Source organism: Devosia sp. RR2S18 (assembly GCF_030177755.1).
GTDB classification, from domain to species: Bacteria; Pseudomonadota; Alphaproteobacteria; order Rhizobiales; family Devosiaceae; genus Devosia; species Devosia rhizosphaerae.
The window spans coordinates 1,154,245-1,172,320 of sequence record NZ_CP126539.1 but is presented as its reverse complement, the minus strand read 5'-3'; the positions used below and the strand labels follow the sequence as shown (position 1 = coordinate 1,172,320).

Annotated in this window: 14 protein-coding genes; 2 read left to right on the top strand and 12 right to left on the bottom strand. The window is 61.8% G+C overall.

What is annotated here, in order from left to right:
* Positions 1-2: 2 nt before the first annotated feature.
* The 4 genes from QOV41_RS05615 to QOV41_RS05600 form a co-directional block, all read right to left on the bottom strand.
* Positions 3-1,742 carry a tetratricopeptide repeat protein gene (locus QOV41_RS05615; protein WP_284580089.1) on the bottom strand — a complete coding sequence of 580 codons (1,740 nt, stop codon included), beginning with the start codon at positions 1,740-1,742 and terminating at the stop codon, positions 3-5.
* Between the two features lie 524 nt (positions 1,743-2,266).
* Positions 2,267-2,806, bottom strand: coding sequence for an MgtC/SapB family protein (locus QOV41_RS05610; RefSeq protein ID WP_284580088.1), 540 nt, complete (start codon positions 2,804-2,806; stop codon positions 2,267-2,269).
* A gap of 68 nt (positions 2,807-2,874) precedes the next feature.
* Positions 2,875-3,921, bottom strand: coding sequence for an NAD(P)-dependent alcohol dehydrogenase (locus tag QOV41_RS05605; RefSeq protein ID WP_284580087.1), 1,047 nt, complete (start codon positions 3,919-3,921; stop codon positions 2,875-2,877).
* 111 nt (positions 3,922-4,032) lie between these two features.
* Positions 4,033-4,191 carry a hypothetical protein gene (locus tag QOV41_RS05600; RefSeq protein ID WP_284580085.1) on the bottom strand — a complete coding sequence of 53 codons (159 nt, stop codon included), beginning with the start codon at positions 4,189-4,191 and terminating at the stop codon, positions 4,033-4,035.
* 118 nt (positions 4,192-4,309) lie between these two features.
* Here QOV41_RS05600 and ade point away from each other — a divergent pair, with 118 nt between their 5' ends.
* Together ade and QOV41_RS05590 are read left to right on the top strand one after the other, a co-directional pair.
* Positions 4,310-6,019, top strand: coding sequence for an adenine deaminase (gene ade / locus QOV41_RS05595; protein WP_284580084.1), 1,710 nt, complete (start codon positions 4,310-4,312; stop codon positions 6,017-6,019).
* Between the two features lies 1 nt (position 6,020).
* Positions 6,021-7,646 (top strand): CocE/NonD family hydrolase, encoded by a 1,626-nt coding sequence (locus QOV41_RS05590; protein WP_284580083.1) that lies wholly within the window; start codon positions 6,021-6,023, stop codon positions 7,644-7,646.
* Positions 7,647-7,652: 6 nt separating this feature from the next.
* Here QOV41_RS05590 and QOV41_RS05585 read toward each other — a convergent pair whose 3' ends face one another.
* From QOV41_RS05585 to xdhC, 8 genes are all read right to left on the bottom strand, one after another.
* A complete protein-coding gene (locus QOV41_RS05585; protein ID WP_284580082.1) occupies positions 7,653-9,815 on the bottom strand; it encodes a malate synthase G in 2,163 nt (720 codons plus the stop codon).
* A gap of 51 nt (positions 9,816-9,866) precedes the next feature.
* Positions 9,867-11,168: a guanine deaminase gene (gene guaD, locus QOV41_RS05580; RefSeq protein WP_284580081.1), complete on the bottom strand. Its 1,302-nt coding sequence runs from the start codon at positions 11,166-11,168 to the stop codon at positions 9,867-9,869.
* Positions 11,165-12,391, bottom strand: a complete 1,227-nt coding sequence (locus QOV41_RS05575) for a urate hydroxylase PuuD (RefSeq protein WP_284581194.1) — start codon at positions 12,389-12,391, stop codon at positions 11,165-11,167. The genes guaD and QOV41_RS05575 overlap by 4 nt, the downstream gene beginning before the upstream one ends.
* A 73-nt stretch (positions 12,392-12,464) precedes the next feature.
* Positions 12,465-13,550 (bottom strand): BMP family ABC transporter substrate-binding protein, encoded by a 1,086-nt coding sequence (locus tag QOV41_RS05570; RefSeq protein ID WP_284580079.1) that lies wholly within the window; start codon positions 13,548-13,550, stop codon positions 12,465-12,467.
* A 55-nt stretch (positions 13,551-13,605) separates the two neighbouring features.
* Entirely contained in the window at positions 13,606-14,529 is a 924-nt protein-coding gene (locus tag QOV41_RS05565; RefSeq protein WP_284581192.1) for an ABC transporter permease, read from the bottom strand.
* A gap of 2 nt (positions 14,530-14,531) precedes the next feature.
* Positions 14,532-15,614, bottom strand: a complete 1,083-nt coding sequence (locus tag QOV41_RS05560; protein WP_284580078.1) for an ABC transporter permease — start codon at positions 15,612-15,614, stop codon at positions 14,532-14,534.
* Positions 15,598-17,130, bottom strand: coding sequence for an ABC transporter ATP-binding protein (locus QOV41_RS05555; RefSeq protein ID WP_284580076.1), 1,533 nt, complete (start codon positions 17,128-17,130; stop codon positions 15,598-15,600). The genes QOV41_RS05560 and QOV41_RS05555 overlap by 17 nt, the downstream gene beginning before the upstream one ends.
* A 1-nt stretch (position 17,131) precedes the next feature.
* Positions 17,132-17,989, bottom strand: a complete 858-nt coding sequence (xdhC, locus tag QOV41_RS05550; protein ID WP_284580075.1) for a xanthine dehydrogenase accessory protein XdhC — start codon at positions 17,987-17,989, stop codon at positions 17,132-17,134.
* Between the last annotated feature and the right edge of the window lie 87 nt (positions 17,990-18,076).

The following is an 18,076-nucleotide window of genomic DNA, read 5'->3' as shown; positions in this document are numbered from 1 at the left end:
GCTCAAAAACCGCTGATCAGCGCCTGCACCGGCACACCTGCCTGCACGAGAGCGTTGCGGATAGCATCCATCAACGCGTTGTCACTGATCCTCAGCCGCAACCGGGGCAAGATTCCCGAACGGCGGAAAGCCGGCTCCTCCATAATTTGTGGCAAATAGCGGCTGACCACATTTCCATTGGCTCCTCCCTGCGACGCCATCAGGGCGAGGATCGGGCCCAACTCGCGGTCTGCCTCCTCGTAGCGTTCAGCTGCCTCAAGCGCCCGCTCATAGTCGCCGTCTCGTAGCGCCAGTAGAGCGGGAACTCCAAAATACCACGGCGGCGGATCTGGCGTCTTAAGTGCTGCCTCCATCAACGCCTCCGCCTCCTTGTAATTACCAGTAAACGCCAGCAGCCGCGCCAGTCCTGCCAAGGCATCGCCGCGCGCAGGGTTTAGTTGGATGGACACCCCATACGCCCCCCGGGCCGACGCCACGTCTCCCTGAGCTTCGTGCCAACGCGCCTGCTGCTCCCAAACGAAAGCGCTGGTCGGCTCTAACGAGAGAGCCTGCTGCAGCTTCTCTGCAGCAGTAGCCAATCTCATATGCAGAGGTTCTTCTGCCGCATTCTCAGTCTCTGTGATGAGGCTCGCAACCGCGGCAAGTCCTGTTGCGCGTGCCTGCTCAACGGCTGGGAGAGCTTCAAAACACGCCAGGGCTCGCCTGCTATCCGCCGGGGAGCTGCTTGCGCGGTATAGGTCGAATGCTATTCGGCAGAGATAGGGACTCTGCTGGTCCACGACATCCTGACCACTGGCCAGGAGCATACGGGCTTTCTGGTGTACCGGCCCGCGCACACTCCCGAGAATGAGGCTGAACGAACGAGAAATTTCGTCGAGTGCACCGGGCAGCCCTGCCTCAGCAGCGGTTAGCGAAAGCGTCTGGTTCCACACCATGCTCGCGGTCTGCGTGTCAGTTAAGATGGCGCTAAATTCAACCCTGTCGCCTTCCAGGCGTGCGACGCCGGCAAGCCCATAGTCCGATCCGTTCTGATCTAGCCTTTCGGCACCTGGTGCCACATAGGATGCATCGAAACTGCCAAACTGTTGAAGGTCTGTCAGCAGCTCCAGCGCTAAGCCCGAAACGCGTGGCACAGCATCTGGGACACCGGCCAAAGTCTGGAAGTCTGCCACTGCGACGCGCGGGAGCGAAACGTTGTAAGCAACAGCACCCGGATCCGGTCGAGAGGACCAAAGCACATAAGCGAGTGCGACCAAGATGAACGTAGAAACGGCTGCCGCACCGAGCCACCGCTGCTGCAACAGGTTCCAAGAAACTCGCTTCCGTTCGATGTGCCTGATAGCGCTCTCTTCATCATCAAGGGGCGCAACTGAACCGACTTTACGTGGAACAACTACAAAATCCGGTACATAGCGCCCCAGAGGAAGAACAATGCGGAGCTCTTCGCTTGCGCCTGCACCAGAATAGTACTCATCCAGAAGCGCTCGCAGCCGTCGTGCCTGCACTCTGACGATCGGATCGTTCTGCGGATCGAAATCTGCAGGTCGCCCAAACACATCCACGGCGATAGAATAGGCCTTGATGGCTGGCGACTGTCCCTCAAGAGTGCGGCTCACGATGTACGACAAGAACTGAGCCAGTTGCGGCGACCGCGCGATTTCTGGTTGCGCGAGAACCCGCTCGAGAGCTTCAGCCACAGCCGCGCGGTCAAGCTCAGGTTCGTTGGCAGACGTCTTCGGCATGCCCCGATAGTGACGGTTTACATGTAAAACGCAACCCTCCGTAACAGCACGTTACATGCGAACACCTAGCGGATCAGTCGTGAATTGCGCAGAGCACGACATGCCGATTTTTGCGGATCGGCGAACCGCCTGGTTGGGGCCAAGTGCAGGCGGAACCTCATATACAGAAAGCTCTGCACTGACGACTCCTCCGCGTCGGCAGAGAAGAAATTCGGCGTCCCCGCTGCGCCAAAACGGATGGCGTGCAACTCCTGCGTCCACAGGTTGCATGCCGGGTCGGGAGGGGTGCTGCATGCTGGCTTTGGCCGGTCCTGCATTCCCAAGTACCCCTCCGGCCACTCTGATGCCTCCTTGGGTCAGCTTGCATCCTGACCTCAGGAGGAGTGAGGCTTCACTCCAAGGAAGTCTCGCTATGGGCGCGGTAGCAACACCTCCCGGTTGCTCCCGCACGGGGGGAGAGGCTCAGTCTGTGCGCATGTCCCTCAGCGCATCGCCTCGCTTCTCCCCGCGGCCCCTCCCGCCCTTCACCGGAGATTGTCATCTGAACGATCGCTGCCTTCTTGGTTCGGCATTTGGTCGGGATTCCCGCCAGCCCTGCGGATTATCTGATGGGCAAAGGCGCGTAATGCCGCCAGCACCAGCACCGCAAGTAGGGTCGTGCCTACGGCAACCACATAGTAACCCAGCGCCGTCGCCATACCCACGGCACCCGCCAGCCACATGCCAGCTCCGGTGGTTAGTCCCTGCACGCCGCCTTGCGAGCGGAAGATCGCTCCCGCGCCGAGAAAAGCAATGCCAGCGGTAACTGCCTCGACAGCACGGATGGGGTCAGCCCGCGACGCGTTCCCGGACTCGATCGTGTGGTAGATCTCAAATGCGAGAATGGTGAAGAGCGCCGCGGCTAGTGCAACCAGAATATGTGTGCGCAGGCCCGCTTCAGCCGTGTGGGCCTCTCGTTCAAAGCCGATCATGGCGCCCAGGCAGAAGGCGATCAGCAGGCGGATGCCCATGATGTGAAGCGGCAGGTGGGTTTCCACAAGGCCCCACTCATTGCCGATATCCATTCGGAAGCTCCCTTCGTGACACTACCGTGACAAATCACGGGAAAGCAGCTTAGTTCCAACACCTTGCCTCAGGAGGCAACACGGATCTGCAGCTTGACATCGCTCGGCCGTGCCTCCGCGGCGCGCTCGAACGCGGCGATGGCATCCTCGAAGGAAAATGTCTCCGAGATAAGGGGCTTGAGGTCTACCCGCCCCGATGCGAACAGCGCGATGGCGCGCTCATATTGATGAGCGTAGCGGAAAACGTTCTCGATCCGTAGCTCCTTGGTGGAGGCAGCCGCGATATCAACTTTGATCGGCTCCACCGGCAGCCCCACAACCACAATCGTTCCGCCCGGCCGGGGCAAGTCCATGATGGTCTCCCAGGCCTTGGGTGAACCAGAACACTCAAATACCACGTCGGCGCCCCAACCTTCCGTCACGCGGGCCACTTCGGCGACGAGATTCGCCTGCCGGATATTTATCGGGATGACTCCCTGGTAACCGGCTGCAATGTCGAGCTTAGGCTGCGCCAGATCGGCAATGATAACGCGGGCGCAGCCGCCGGCCAGGGCAGCTATGGCTACCATGGTGCCGATCGGTCCGGCTCCCAGCACAACCGCAGTATCGCCAGGCTTGATGCCAGCCTTGGTGGCCGCCTGCATGCCCACGGCAAACGGCTCCACCATCGCGCCCTCGGCGAAGCTGACATTGTCGGGCAGCTTGAAAGTGTAGTTCGCCGGGTGGACCACGTGCGGCGTCAACACGCCATGGACTGGCGGCGTCGCCCAGAAGGACACTGCCGGATCCACATTATACATGCCGAGCCGGCTGGCCCGAGAATTGGCATTCGGGATGCCTGGTTCCATGCAGACGCGGTCGCCGACTTTGAGTTGGTTTACGCCCTCACCGAGCTCAACCACTGTTCCGGCAGCTTCATGCCCCAGCACCATAGGCGCCTCGACAACGAAGGGGCCAATCCGTCCATGAGTGTAGTAGTGGACGTCCGAGCCGCAGACACCCACCGTGTGGATGGCAATCTTGACCATGCCGGGCCCCACTTCGAGGGGCAGGTCGATGTCACGCATGGCGAGTTCATGCTGACGTTCAAGAACAAGGGCGCGAACTCTGCTCATCGGTGGTCCTGGATAGAGTGGGATGGACGACCACTCTATCCCCACCCTTGATCAAAGGCCAAGCTCATGGACCGGCTTGCTCATCCACATTCTAGGCGCTCGCCTCCGAAATCAATTGGGATTTGGCTGGGCGACCGTGTAGATGATGTAAACCAGCGCGAAAAGCAGGATCAAACCCACCATCGACATGATCAACACGCGCAGGTTCATCTTGCGCGGACTAGCCTGTCGCAACTCAGTCGGGTTCTTGTTTGGATCGTAGCTTTCCATGACGCTCTCCGTTGTTTGCTAGAGCCAACGTGTGCCACGCAGTCGCGGTTCCGCGCCGAGGGTTGACCTTCAGGCCGCAGGGGCCGACCCTCGTCACCGACAAGTCTTGGGGAATCCTATGCCAACAGCCGAAGCCCTAACCCGCATGATCATGGCCGGCCAGGGCAAGGCTCCCGCCGACCTGGTGATCAAAAACGTGCAACTGCTTGAGGTGATCACGGGGCAAATTACCCGCACCGACATCGCCATCGTCGAGGATCGGATCGTCGGCACGTTGGCGCAATACGAAGGCCACAGAGTCATTGAGGGCAATGGGCGCTTCGCAGTTCCCGGCTTCATTGACACCCACCTCCACATCGAATCCTCCCTGGTTACCCCGCTGGAATTCGACCGTTGCGTGCTGCCGCACGGGGTGACGACCGTCATCTGCGACCCACATGAAATCGCTAACGTCCTTGGCGCGCCGGGCATCAAGTACTTTCTCGATTGCGCCCAGCGGGCGGCGATGGATATCCGGGTCAATCTCTCCTCTTGCGTCCCGGCCACCGCCTTCGAAACTGCAGGCGCGGCCCTTGAGATCGAAGATCTGGAGCCGTTCAGAAGCCACCCCAAGGTCATCGGCCTTGCCGAGATGATGAACTTCCCCGGTGTGCTCGGCGCCGACCCAGGCATCATTGCGAAGTTGATGGCATTCCAGGACGGACATATCGACGGCCATGCACCCTTGCTGCGCGGCATGGGGCTAAACGGCTATCTCGCAGCAGCCATCCGAACCGACCACGAAGCCACTACAGCTGCAGAGGCGCGCGAGAAGCTAGCCAAAGGCATGGCCATCCTCATCCGCGAGGGCTCCGTATCGAAGGATCTCAAGGCGTTGGCGGAAATCCTTGACGAGAACAGTTCCAGCGTCGTGGCCCTCTGCACCGATGACCGTAATCCCCTCGATATCGCCGAGGAAGGCCATCTCGATAGCTCCATTCGCCGCCTGATCGCGATGGGCCGACCGCTGCATCACGTTTATCGCGCCGCCAGCCATTCGGCGGCACGCATCTTCGGCCTGCGTGACCGCGGCCTGCTCGCCCCCGGCTGGCGTGCCGATATCGTACTAGTCGATAGCCTTGAAGACTGCCAAGTCAGTGACGTGGTGGTGGGCGGGCACCTGGTGACGCCCGAGCTCTTCGCCGCGCGCGAACAGGTGGCCCCAGTGGGCCTCAGCTCAATGAAGGCAAAGCCGGTATCGGCCGACGCTTTCATTGTTCCACCCCGTGCTGATCGCAATCAGACGCCGGTCATTGGCGTGAAGCCTGGCCTCATCCTGACCTTCCGGGAAACCGCAGTGCTTTCGGTGGGCGATGGCGGTGTCATGCCCGACCTCGATGCAGACGTGCTCAAGGTCGCTGTGGTCGAGCGACATGGATTGAACGGCAATATCGGCCGCAGTTTTGTCACCGGGTTCGGCCTCAAGCGTGGAGCAATCGCCTCCTCAGTCGGTCATGACAGTCACAATATCACGGTGATCGGCGCCACCGATGGCGACATGGCCCTGGCAGTGAACCGCTTGATCGAAATGGGCGGCGGCTTCGCCGTTGCCGATGAGGGACGGATCACCGCCGAACTCGCCCTGCCCCTGGCGGGGCTCATGAGCCTTGAGCCGTTCGAGACAGTGGCCAAGGAGCTTCACAAGCTCCGTGATGCCGCCAAAGCGCTTGGCTGTGTGCTGCCTGAGCCCTTTCTGCAGGTCGCCTTCCTGGCCCTTCCCGTCATTCCGCACCTTAAGATGACAGACCGCGGGCTCTTCGACGTCGACCAGTTCGCTTTCGTCGACTGAGATGAGTGTTTCGAGCTTCTTCCTCGCCTATCTCGAGGACCTGCCGCCGCGCACCAATAGCGTGAAGAAGACGCGCAGCATTCCGGTGACCATGTCTGACGGCGTGGTGCTCTTGACCGACCATTATGCGCCACGCCTGGCGGGGCAGCACCCCACCCTCCTGATGCGCCTGCCCTACGGGCGCCAGGGCTTTGGCCCGATCGCCGAAGCCTATGCGGAGCGGGGCTTTCACGTTGTGATCCAAGCCTGTCGCGGCACGGAGAAGTCTGGTGGCGAGTTCGACCCGCTGGTCAACGAGCGCAGCGATGGTCTGGCTACCCTCGACTGGCTCAAGGGGCAGCCATGGTATGACGGGCGGCTGGGACTCTCTGGGCCCTCCTATTTGGGCTACGCGCAATGGGCGATCTCCGATGCCCTGCCGCCGGTCTCGGCTATGGCCACCAAGGTGACCACGGCCGATTTCCGGTCCGTCGTATTTCCTGCTGGCGCCTTTCACCTCCAGCTTTGGCTGTCCTGGCTACAGGTGGTGGAAGGTCTGCGCCGCTCACCGCTCAGAGCAGCGGCACGGATGGTCACCGGCACAATCGAGCGCAAAACCGCGAAGGCTTCCAACACGCTGCCTCTGAAAGAAGCGGACGTGGCAGCGGTCGGCAAACCTATCGGGTTCTGGCGACGCTGGTTCGACGAAGCGATCGGCAATGAGGGTTTCTGGGACGAGCTCGATCACCGCCATCGGATGAACGACAAGACGCCGCCGGTGCACTTCATTTCCGGCTGGTACGATTTCATGCTCGACCAATTGTTGAGCGATTACCAGCGTTTGATCGATCTTGGTCACCAACCCTATTTGACCGTGGGAACGTGGTTCCATGTCGAGGATCAATTGCAACGGGATAATCTGCGGGAAACGCTGCTGTGGATGCGCGCCAAGCTGCTCAACGATGCGAGTGGCTTGCGGGAAAAACCGGTCCGGATTCACGTTTCGGGTGAAGATGAGTGGCGGGAATTCGACTGTTTTCCACCACCCGGAGCGGCCGAGAAAAGCTGGTTTCTCGCGCCAGGAAGGGTACTTTCTGAACGAAAGAACAGCACAGATGAACGGGATTTCTACCGCTATGACCCAGCAGAACCCACCCCAAACGTGGGTGGGGCAATCTTTGCGTTCACTGGTGCGGGCATGGTCGACAACAAGCCGCGTGAAGAGCGGGCCGACGTTCGCTGCTATACCGGTGAGAAGCTCACCCAAGCCGTGACGGTCATCGGCAAGAGCCGAGTGACGCTGACCGCCCGCGCCAGCCTACCCGACGCCGACTTTTTCGTGCGACTCTGCGATGTGGGAACCGATGGCATGTCGCGCAATATCTGCGATGGGCTGGTGCGGGTAACCCCGGAGACGCCGACCGACGCCGAGGGCAATTGGCACCTCGAGATCGGCCTTCACGCAACGGCGCATAGCTTCTTGCCGGGCCACCGGCTGCGGCTGCAGGTCTCATCGGGCGCGCATCCGCGCTATGCGCGGAACATGGGAACGGGCGAACCGATCAGCACCGCCACCAAGATGGAGGCAAATGACATCGAGATCAGCCTGGCCGGCTCCGCGCTGAGCCTGCCGGTGTACGGGCGCTAAACGCCCCTACTTCTGAGCGCGGGCCTTGACCTGCCGACGCCGGGCATGCAGCACCGGCTCGGTATAACCGCTGGGCTGGTCGGCGCCATGGAGCGCCAGATCCAGCGCCGCCTGGAAGGCAACGGACTGGAAGTTCTCTGCCATAGGACGGTAGAGGGGATCGCCGGCATTCTGCTGATCGACGACTACCGCCATGCGCTCGAAGGTGGAGGAAATCTCATCACGTGATACGAGGCCGTGGCGCAGCCAGTTGGCCACCGCTTGACTGGAGATGCGGCAGGTGGCGCGGTCTTCCATCAGCCCTACATCGTTGATGTCGGGCACCTTGGAACAGCCCACGCCCTGCTGCACCCAGCGCACCACATAACCCAGAATACCCTGGGCGTTGTTTTCGAGTTCGCGGGTAATCTCCTCGCGGCTGAGGGAGAACGGCACCTGGATCGGCATGGAGAACAGCGCCGAAAGCGGCGGTACCGGCTCGCCCCTGCGGCGCTCCTGCTCGGCGAAGACGTCCACCTCGTGGTAGTGCAGCGCGTGCAGCGTCGCGGCGGTTGGCGAAGGCACCCAGGCGGTATTGGCACCGGCGCGTGGATGCGCTGACTTGGCGGACATCATCGCGGCCATGTCGTCGGGCCGGGCCCACATGCCCTTGCCGATCTGGGCCTTGCCCGAGAACCCGCAGGCGAGGCCGATCAGCACGTTCCGATCTTCATAGGCTTGGAGCCAGGGCTCGGCCTTGATCTCGTCCTTGCGCAGGACGGGACCTGCCTCCATGGAGGTGTGGATCTCATCGCCCGTACGGTCGAGAAAGCCGGTGTTGATGAAGAACACCCGGTCACGCGCGGCATGGATGCAGGCCTTTAGATTGGCCGAGGTACGCCGCTCCTCGTCCATGATGCCGATCTTGATGGTGCGCGGCGCGAGCTCCAGCATCTGTTCGACAGATGCAAAGATAGCGCAGGCCAGGGCCACCTCGTCGGGACCGTGCATCTTGGGCTTGACGACATAGATCGCGCCGGTGCGGCTGCTGGTCTTGTCGTGCATGGCGCAAAGGGCGGTCAGCGCTGCGTCCATGATGCCTTCGCCGATGGGCTTGCCGTCCGCGGTCTTGATGGCGTCGGTCGTCATCAGGTGACCGACATTGCGGACCAACAGCAGCGAACGCCCCTTGAGGGTCAACTCCTGCCCATCAGGGGCGGTGTAGGTGCGATCGGCATTGAGCTGACGCGTCATCATGCGCCCGTTTTTCTCGAAGCTGTCTTCGAGCGTGCCATCCATCAGCCCGAGCCAGTTGCGGTAGACCACGACCTTGTCGGCAGCATCGACGGCAGCCACTGAGTCTTCGCAGTCTTGAATGGTTGTGAGAGCTGCTTCGACGACCACGTCTGCCAGTCCTGCAGGATGGGCGGCGCCAATGACATTGGCACGGTCGATGACGAGGACGACGTGCAAGCCATGATGGCGCAGCACGATCTCACCTTTATCCGCGTTGCCGGAATAGCCAACGAATCCTGACGGATCACGTAGACCGGTGACACCGGCGCTCGTTTCGATCAGGAGCGAGGCAGCACCATCCTGTTTCTCGATCCGGTAAGCGGTGACCTGCTTGTGGCTACCTCCCGCCAGCGGCACGGCCGCGTCCAGGAACTCGGCAGCTTTCTCGACCACCACCTGGCCGCGCTTGGCGTTGTAGCCGCCCGTGGGCGCCAGATCGCCTTCACGAGCGATGACATCGGTGCCATAGAGCGCGTCGTAGAGACTGCCCCAGCGCGCATTGGCTGCGTTGAGCGCGTAACGTGCATTGGACACCGGCACCACCAACTGAGGACCGCAAAGGCTCGATATCTCCGGATCCAAGCCCTCCGTCTCAATAGCGAAGTCTGCCGGCTCGGGGATGAGATAGCCGATGTCCTTGAGGAAGAACTCGTAGCCCTGGGGATTGTTGGCGACCGGACCATATTTGCGGTGCCAATCGTCAATCTTGGCCTGCAGATCGTCGCGTTTCCTGAGAAGGGCGGCATTGGTAGGACCGTGTTGAGCAACGATGCCGGACACGCCCGACCAGAATTGGTCGGCCGTTACCGAGAGGCCAGGCAGCGCTTCCTTTTCAACAAAATCGACCAGCAGCTGGTGAACCTGAAGATCGGATTTCGTGACGTAGTCGCTCATTGTCTCACCCCGAAAACAGATGGCGACAGCTTTATGACATCGTGGAGAGGCTCACAACCCGCCCAAAGTGGACTTCGCCCTTGCACCTGCCACATAGACTTCCGCAATGGCGCGATCGTCGCCCAGTGTTTGAAGCAGGAAGAGCTCCTCGACAAGGCTCGTGAGGGTGGCAGCACGCAGCCGCATGGCTGGCGTGGCGCGCACATCGAGTACCACGAGATCCGCCGCATTACCCGGAGCAATCGCGCCTATGCTGCCCTCGAGCGAGAGTGAGCGGGCATTGCCCAGGGTGAGCATGTAAAAGGCGTTGAGCGGTGTGAGCCGATCCCCGCGCAATTGCAGCACTTTATAGCCCTCATCCATGGTGCGCAGCATGCCAAAGCTGGTGCCGCCGCCGATGTCGGTGGCAATGCCGATGCGGACGCCCATCTTGGCCAACCGCGCGCGATCAAAAAGACCGCTGCCCAAAAAGAGGTTGGAGGTGGGGCAAAAGACGGCAACCGAGCCCGTTTCGGCCAGAACACCCGTTTCGCGATGGTTGAGATGAAGACAGTGGCCGAGAAGAGTCTTGGGCCCGAGGATCCCGTAGTCTTCATAGATGCCCGTATAGTCCGGCGCGTCCGGGTAGAGCTCCATGGAGAGCGAGATTTCCGCGTCGTTCTCGCTAAGATGGGTCTGGACGTAGCACTCGGGGTACTGGGCAACGAGGGCGCGGGCCGCCTCCATCTGTGCCGGGGTCGAGGTGATGGCAAAGCGTGGCGAAATGGCGTAGAGCGCCCGGCCTTGGCCGTGCCAGCGCTCGATCAGCGCTTTGGTGTCGTCATACCCCGACTGCGCCGTATCGCAGAGCGCTTCGGGAGCGTTGCGGTCCATCATTACCTTGCCGCCGATCATCAGCATGTTGCGGCGTTCCGCTTCGGCGAAGTAGGCATCGACTGAAGCAGGATGGCTCGAGCAGTAGGCCACTGCCGTGGTGGTGCCGTGCCGGATCAGCTCTTTGTAGAAATCCGTCGCGACAGCGCTGGCATGCCCCTGCTGACTGAACTTCTGCTCTTCGTGGAAAGTATAGGTGTTGAGCCATTCCAGCAGCGAGCCGGCATAGGACGCGATCATCTGGCTCTGCACGTAATGAAGGTGCATGTCGATGAAGCCGGGCAGGATCAGGTTGGGGCGGTGGTCGATCACTTCGGCATCGCCGAGGGCAGCTGCGTCATAGTCCCCCACCGCGACGATCTTGCCCTCGGCAATGGTGATGGCGCCATCTTCGAGGTAGCGGTAGCTGGCGATATCGTCGATGCCCTGAGGTTCGCTGAGAAATGTCAGGACCCGGCCGCGCAGAATGGTCCGGCTCATTGTCCCGATCCCTCCCGATACCATTCCACGATCAGCGCGCGTTCCTCGGGTGTCATCTCGCTCACATTGCCCGGCGGCATGGCATGGGAATAGCCCGCCTGGATGGCGATCTCCCGCGCATGGTTGGCGACGGCGATATCATTGTCGAGGATGACGTTCTTGGGCGCCTCGTAGACGCCAGGCCAGGCGGGCTCGGCCGTGTGGCACATGCCGCAGCGGGTCTGCACGGTCAGACTGGCTTGCTGGAAGTGGCTGGCGCCGAGAAAGGATTCCGCCGCCCGCGACGCCACCGCCTCTCCTGCCGAACCGATAAGTTTCGGCCCGGTCGAAAGCCAGGCGATAGCGATAAAGAGGATCGCGGCCACGGCCCAGGTCCAGTGCGGATTGCCCTTGCGGGCGTGGCGCGTGTTGAAATAGTGCCGGATGACCACGCCGACCAGAAAGATTAGCGAAGCGATGATCCAGTTCCACTGCGTGGCAAAGGCCAGCGGATAGTGGCTGGACAGCATGAAGAAGATGACCGGCAGCGTCAGGTAGTTGTTGTGCAGGCTCCGCTGCTTGGCGATCCTGCCGTATTTCGCGTCCGGCACCCGCCCTGCCTTGAGGTCACCCACCACAAGCTTTTGGTTAGGGATGATGATCATGGCGACATTGGCCGCCATGATGGTGGCGGTGAACGCGCCCATATGCAGCAACGCCGCGCGGCCAGTGAAGAGCTGGGTATAGCCCCAGCTCATCGCCACGAGGATGGCAAAGAGGAAGAGCATCAGTCCCGTGGTGGACTGGCCGATAGGCGATTTGCAGAGGGCGTCATAGAGCACCCAACCGAGAACGATGGACGCCAGCGACAGCGCGATGGCGCCCCAGGCCGGCACGTCCAACACAGTGCGGTCGATGAGGTAGAGATCTGCCCCCACATAGTAGAGCAGCACCAAGAGCATGAAGCCGGACAGCCACGTCCAATAGCTCTCCCACTTGAACCAGGTCAGATGCTCGGGAAGAAAATCGGGCGCCACCAGGTATTTCTGGATGTGATAAAAGCCGCCACCATGCACCTGCCATTCCTCGCCATGGGCGAGCGGCGGCAGGCTGGGCGTCTTGCGCAGGCCAAGGTCTAGCGCAATGAAATAGAAGGACGACCCGATCCAGGCGATGGCCGTGATGACGTGCAGCCAGCGCACCGCAAACATCAGCCACTCGTAGAAAATCGCCAGATCGCCCATATCGCCCCTCTTGGTCTTCATGAAAAGGGGCGGGCCGAGACCCGCCCCTTCTCGATGTCGTCAGTTTCGCCGATCAGGCCGGCGGGTTCACGCCTTCGACATACCAGTCCATGGTGAGGAGCTGTTCGTCGGTCATGGTCTCACCTTCGGCGATCCGGATATTGCCTTCCGTGTCGCGGATCGGGCCGGTCCAGATGGTGCTGGCGCCCGCAATGATGGCGGCCTTGAGCGTTTCGGCAGATGCGACGACTTCTTCGGGCACTTTCTCGCCATAGGGGCCGATGACCACGGCACCATCGGCAATACCGGGCCACTCGTCATCCGACACCCAGGTGCCGTCGAGCACTTCCTGGGCGGTCTTGGTGTAGTGCGGACCCCAGATGTCGATGATAGAGGTCAGCTGCGCTTCGGGAGCGAAGGCGCTCATGTCAGCACCTTGGCCGAAACCGCCGACAATGCCGCGCTCCTGCGCAACCTGCAGGGCCGCGGGGCCATCGGTGTGCTGGGCAATGATGTCGATGCCTTGATCGATCATGGCGCGGGCGGCGTCGGCTTCACGAGCCGGGTCGTTCCAGGTCGAGATATAGACCGGGGTCATGGTGAAATCTGGGTTCACCTTGCGGGCAGCCAGGGTGAAGGAGTTGATGCCCATCACCACTTCGGGGATCGGGAAGGAGCCGATATAGCCGGCCTTGCCGGTCTTGCTCATGTGACCAGCGATGTCACCGCACACGGCGCGGCCCTCGTAGAAGCGGGCGTTGTAGGTGCCGACATTGTCGGCGCGCTGGTAGCCGGTAGCGTGTTCGAAAATGACGTCGGGGAACTGCTGGGCGACCTTGAGGACATAGTCGCCATAGCCGAAGCTGGTGGCAAAGATCAGCTTGTGGCCGGACTGGGCGAGTTCACGCAAGACGCGTTCGCTGTCGGGGCCTTCGGGCACATTCTCGACCACGGTCGAGGTAACGGCCGAGCCGAGCTGCTCTTCCATGAACTTGCGGCCCTCATCATGGCCGAAATTCCAGCCATTGTCGTTGACCGTGCCGATCAGCATGAAGCCGACCTTGAGCGGCTCGGTCTGGGCAAAGGCCCGCGAGCCGAGTAGCGGCAGGGCGGCAGCAGCCCCGCCGATCTTCAAAATATTACGCCGTGAAAGGGTCATGTCGTCTCTCCTGATGACTTTTCTTGGTTGATCAAGGCAGCCATGGGCAACCGCCTCAATTGGTCGGCAGAAACGGCTTGCCGAGGCAGGCCGGTGCGTTGGTGGAAGCGTCGCGCCGGATTGAAATCAACACCAGGACGACGACAGTGGCGATATAGGGCATGGCCGACCAGAGCTCGGCCGGGATGACGGCGAGCGGGCCGCCGCCAGCCTTGGCATAGAGCTCCATGGTCATGACGAGCCCAAAGAGGTAGGCGCCGGCGAGAAGGCGGAACGGACGCCAAGAGGAGAACACCACCAGCGCCACTGCAATCCAGCCGCGGCCCGCGGTCATCCCTTCCGCCCATTGCGGGGTGAGCAGTAGCGGAAAGCACGCCCCGCCAATGCCCGCCATGGCGCCGCCGAACATCACCGCCATGTAGCGCACGCCGATAACAGAATAACCGATGGAATGGGCGGACAGGTCGTTCTCGCCGACCGCCCGGAGAATCAGCCCCAAGCGCGACTTCTTGAAGAACCACCAGATCGCAACCACCATCACTAGCGAGAAATAAACGGGGGCGGGAAAGCCAAAGACGATCCGCCAGACCGGATGGGTAGCGAGTTCGGGAGGAAAAAGCGGGCTCATCAGCGTCACCGGGCGGGCGCTATAGCCCTGCCCTGCCAGGGCGGAAAAGCCGGTGCCGAAAATGGTGAGCGCTAGGCCCGTGGCGGTCTGGTTGGCTGAGAGGTTGAGCGTAAGAAACGCAAAGATCAGCGACGTCAGGAGCCCCGCCCCCGCCGCCAGGAGCAGCGCCAGATAGTGGTTGCCGGTGAGAAAGACCACGAGGAAGCCGACAATGGCGCCCACCAGCATCATGCCCTCGACACCCAGATTGAGCACGCCCGCCTTTTCGACGACGAGCTCGCCCAGCGCTGCAATCAGGATCGGGGTCGAAGCGCCGATCACTGTGATGAGGATGGGGATGAGGAGGCTCATGCTCATGCGCGAGCCTCCGCTGGCGCTGTGCCGACGCGCCGGACGCGGTAGCGCACCAGAATGTCGGCAGCGAGGAGGAAGAAGAGCACCATGGCCTGGAAGATGCCGGTGGCGGCGCTGTCGAGCCCGATACTGGTCTGTGCCACATCACCACCCACAAAGGTGATGGCCATGACGATGCCGGCAAACACCACGCCCAGTGGATTGAGACGCCCCAGAAAGGCGACGATGATAGCGGTAAAGCCATAGCCAGTAGGGAAGCTCGGCACCATGCGCTGGAAAGGTCCGGCGACCTCCAGCATGCCGGCAAAGCCTGCTAAGCCGCCGCTGACCAGCATAGCCAGCCAGATGGTGCGGTTCTCCTTGAACCCACCATAGCGGGCGGCATGCGGAGCAGCACCCACCACCTTCATCTGATAGCCAAAGACCGAGCGCTGCATGATGAACCAGGCGACGAGCGCCACCACGATGGCGATCGGCACGCCGAGATGGACAATGGTGCCGGGAATGATGGTGGGCAGGCGCGCGGCCTCGGAAAAGACGCGGGTCTGCGGAAAGCCCATGCCCATCGGATCGCGCCATGGCGCGCGGACGAGATAGTAGATCAACTGCACTGAGGCGTAGGTGAGCATCAGCGAGGTCAGGATCTCGTTGACATTGAGCCGGGTCTTGAGGAGCGCCGGGATGCCGGCATAGAGCGCTCCGCCGACCAACCCAGCAAGTGCCATCAGCGGCAAGATCCACCAGCCGGTCATGCCATAGGTGGAGAGCGCCACCCAGGTGGCGGCGAGCCCGCCCATGATATATTGCCCTTCCGCCCCGATGTTCCAGACATTGGCCCGATAGGCGATCGAGAGCCCGACGCCGATGATGATCAAGGGCGCAGCCTTTACGCCAAGATCCTGCCAGCGATAGGCGTTGCTGAGCGGCGTGAAGAAGATTTCGCGCACCGCGCCGATGCCATCGAACCCAATCAGCGAAAAGATGACCGCGCCGATAACCATCGTGAGCAGCACCGACAGAACCGGTGCCGTATAGATCATGAGCTTGCTGGGTTCGGGGCGCTTCTCAAGCCGGAACGACATCGTGCACCTCCGTCGCACCGTGAACGCCACCCATCAACAGCCCGATCTCCTCCACCGAGAAATCACTGACCGGCCGCGCGTCGGACAGCCGTCCCGTATTGATCACGGCCAATGTGTCACAAAGAGCCAGGAGCTCATCGAGATCCTGGCTGATGACGACAATTGCCGAACCGGCGGCTGCAAGATCGACCAATGCCTGGTGAATTGCCGCCGCAGCACCCGCATCGACGCCCCAGGTGGGTTGGCTAACAACCAGCACGCTGGGCTTTTGCAGAATTTCGCGGCCCATGATGTATTTCTGCAGATTGCCGCCCGACAAAGATCCTGCCGTTGCGGCGGGACCCAGCGCCTTGATCGCGAAGTCGGCAATCACCTTGCCCGTATAGGTCTTGGCGGCGCCCGAATTGATGAGTCCCATCATCACCATGCCCAACCGGTCGCGGGCGGTCAGGACCGAATTGTCGCTGAGCGAAAAATCGCCGACGGCAGCGTGCCCATTGCGCTCCTCTGGCACGGCACAGAGGCCGCGCTTGCGTCGGGCGGTGGTCTCAAGTAGGCCGATGCCGAAGCCGTCGATGGTGATGGCATTGCGGTCCTCGCCCAGTACTTCCCCGCTGAGAGCATCGAGCAATGCATTCTGCCCATTGCCCGCCACCCCCGCGATTCCAAATATCTCTCCGGCTCGAACGGTGAAGCTCACATCGTCCACCGGCACATCGAAATGACCAAGCTTTTTGGTCGAGAGGTGCGACACCACGAGCTTGGCGTCGCCAATGCTGCGTCCCTCGGCGCGCACGATGTCCTTAAGGCCCGCGCCGATCATCTTCTCGGCCATGGAGCGGCTGGTCTCCTGCCGGGGATCGCAGGTGTCCACCAGCTTGCCGCCGCGCAGGATGGTTGCCGTGTCGCAGAGCGCTTTGATCTCGTGCAGCTTGTGGGAGATGTAAAGGATCGAACATCCCTGCGCCGCCAACTTCCGCAGCACCTCGAAAAGCTGGTCAACCTCCTGGGGCGTCAACACCGAGGTGGGCTCATCCATAATCAGCAATTGCGGGTCGAGCAGCAAAGCCCGGACAATTTCGATGCGTTGCCGCTCGCCCACCGACAGGGTGGCAACAGTGCGATGCGGATCAAGCAGCAGCCCGTAGGTCGTCATCACCTCGCGGATGCGCGTCTCGAGCTCTCGCGCCGGGATCTTGGCGTCCATGCCCAAGGCGATGTTCTCGAGCACGGTCAGCGCCTCGAAGAGGCTGAAGTGCTGGAACACCATGCCGATGCCGAGCCGACGGGCGGCCTTGGGATTGGCGACCGTCACCGGCTGGCCATTCCAGCGGATCTCGCCGGCATCGGGTTGCATGATCCCGTAGATCATCTTGACCAGGGTAGACTTGCCGGCGCCGTTTTCGCCCAACAGCGCGTGGATCTCGCCCGGCCGTACGGAGAAGGTGACGTTGTCATTGGCGAGCACGCCGGGAAAGCGCTTGGTAATGCCAGTCAATTCAAGCCGATGCGGCATACTAACGTCCACTCAAGGCCCCCAGCGCGCCGGAGACCTGTGCCTGCCCATCATTAGCTTCCCGCTTGCCTATCTGAACCATTATCTCCGCCGCCGCCAGTGCCGCGATGACGGCGGGACGTTTATCCCCAATCCCGTTCGCACCGATGGGCAGCACGAGTCGATTGAGGGCCTCCGGGTCGCCGCCTGCGCCGAGGTACCAACTGGAAAAGCGCGCCCGTTTGGTGCGCGACCCGACCATGCCGACATAGGGCGCATCTGTGCGAGCCAGCGCTTCCTGGGCGATCAGGAAATCAAGCGCGTGGTCATGGGTAAGGATGACATAGCTGCTGCCTGCCGGCGCGTTGCGAACCACCGCTTCGGGCATCGCTACACGCTGCGCCGGTATGCCTGGAGCGAGAAGGCTGAGTTCTTCTTCCCGCGTGTCGATGACCTGCACTTGAACAGGCAGCAGTGCCAGCATCTGCGCAAGAACGCGTCCGACGTGGCCGGCGCCAAACACATAGACGCGCGGGAGGGCCGCCGTTTCGCCAGCGACCCGCTCTTGAAGCCTAGCGCACAAATCCGGGCTGGCGTAGCGCAAATCGACTTCTACTCGACCGCCACAGCATTGGCCGATCTCGGGTCCCAGTGGAACATCCATGAGCTCTGCAGCGCGACCGGATGCGATCAGCCGCCTGGCGTGCTCAATCACCATATATTCCAGCGCGCCGCCGCCGATGGTGCCGAAGATGCCGCCAGCGCCAACCAGCATGAACGTGCCCTGCTCTCGCGGGCTGGAGCCGCGCACGGCGGTCAGTTCGCAGAGGATTGCATCGGAATTCGCGGCGAGAAAGGCTTCGAGGCTGGCAGGGGTCATAGTAGCACCCCCACCCGGCCTCCCCCTGGGAGGGGGAGGCGTGGAATGGCGTATGGGCCGGGATCTGTGAACAGCACTGGCGCTGTT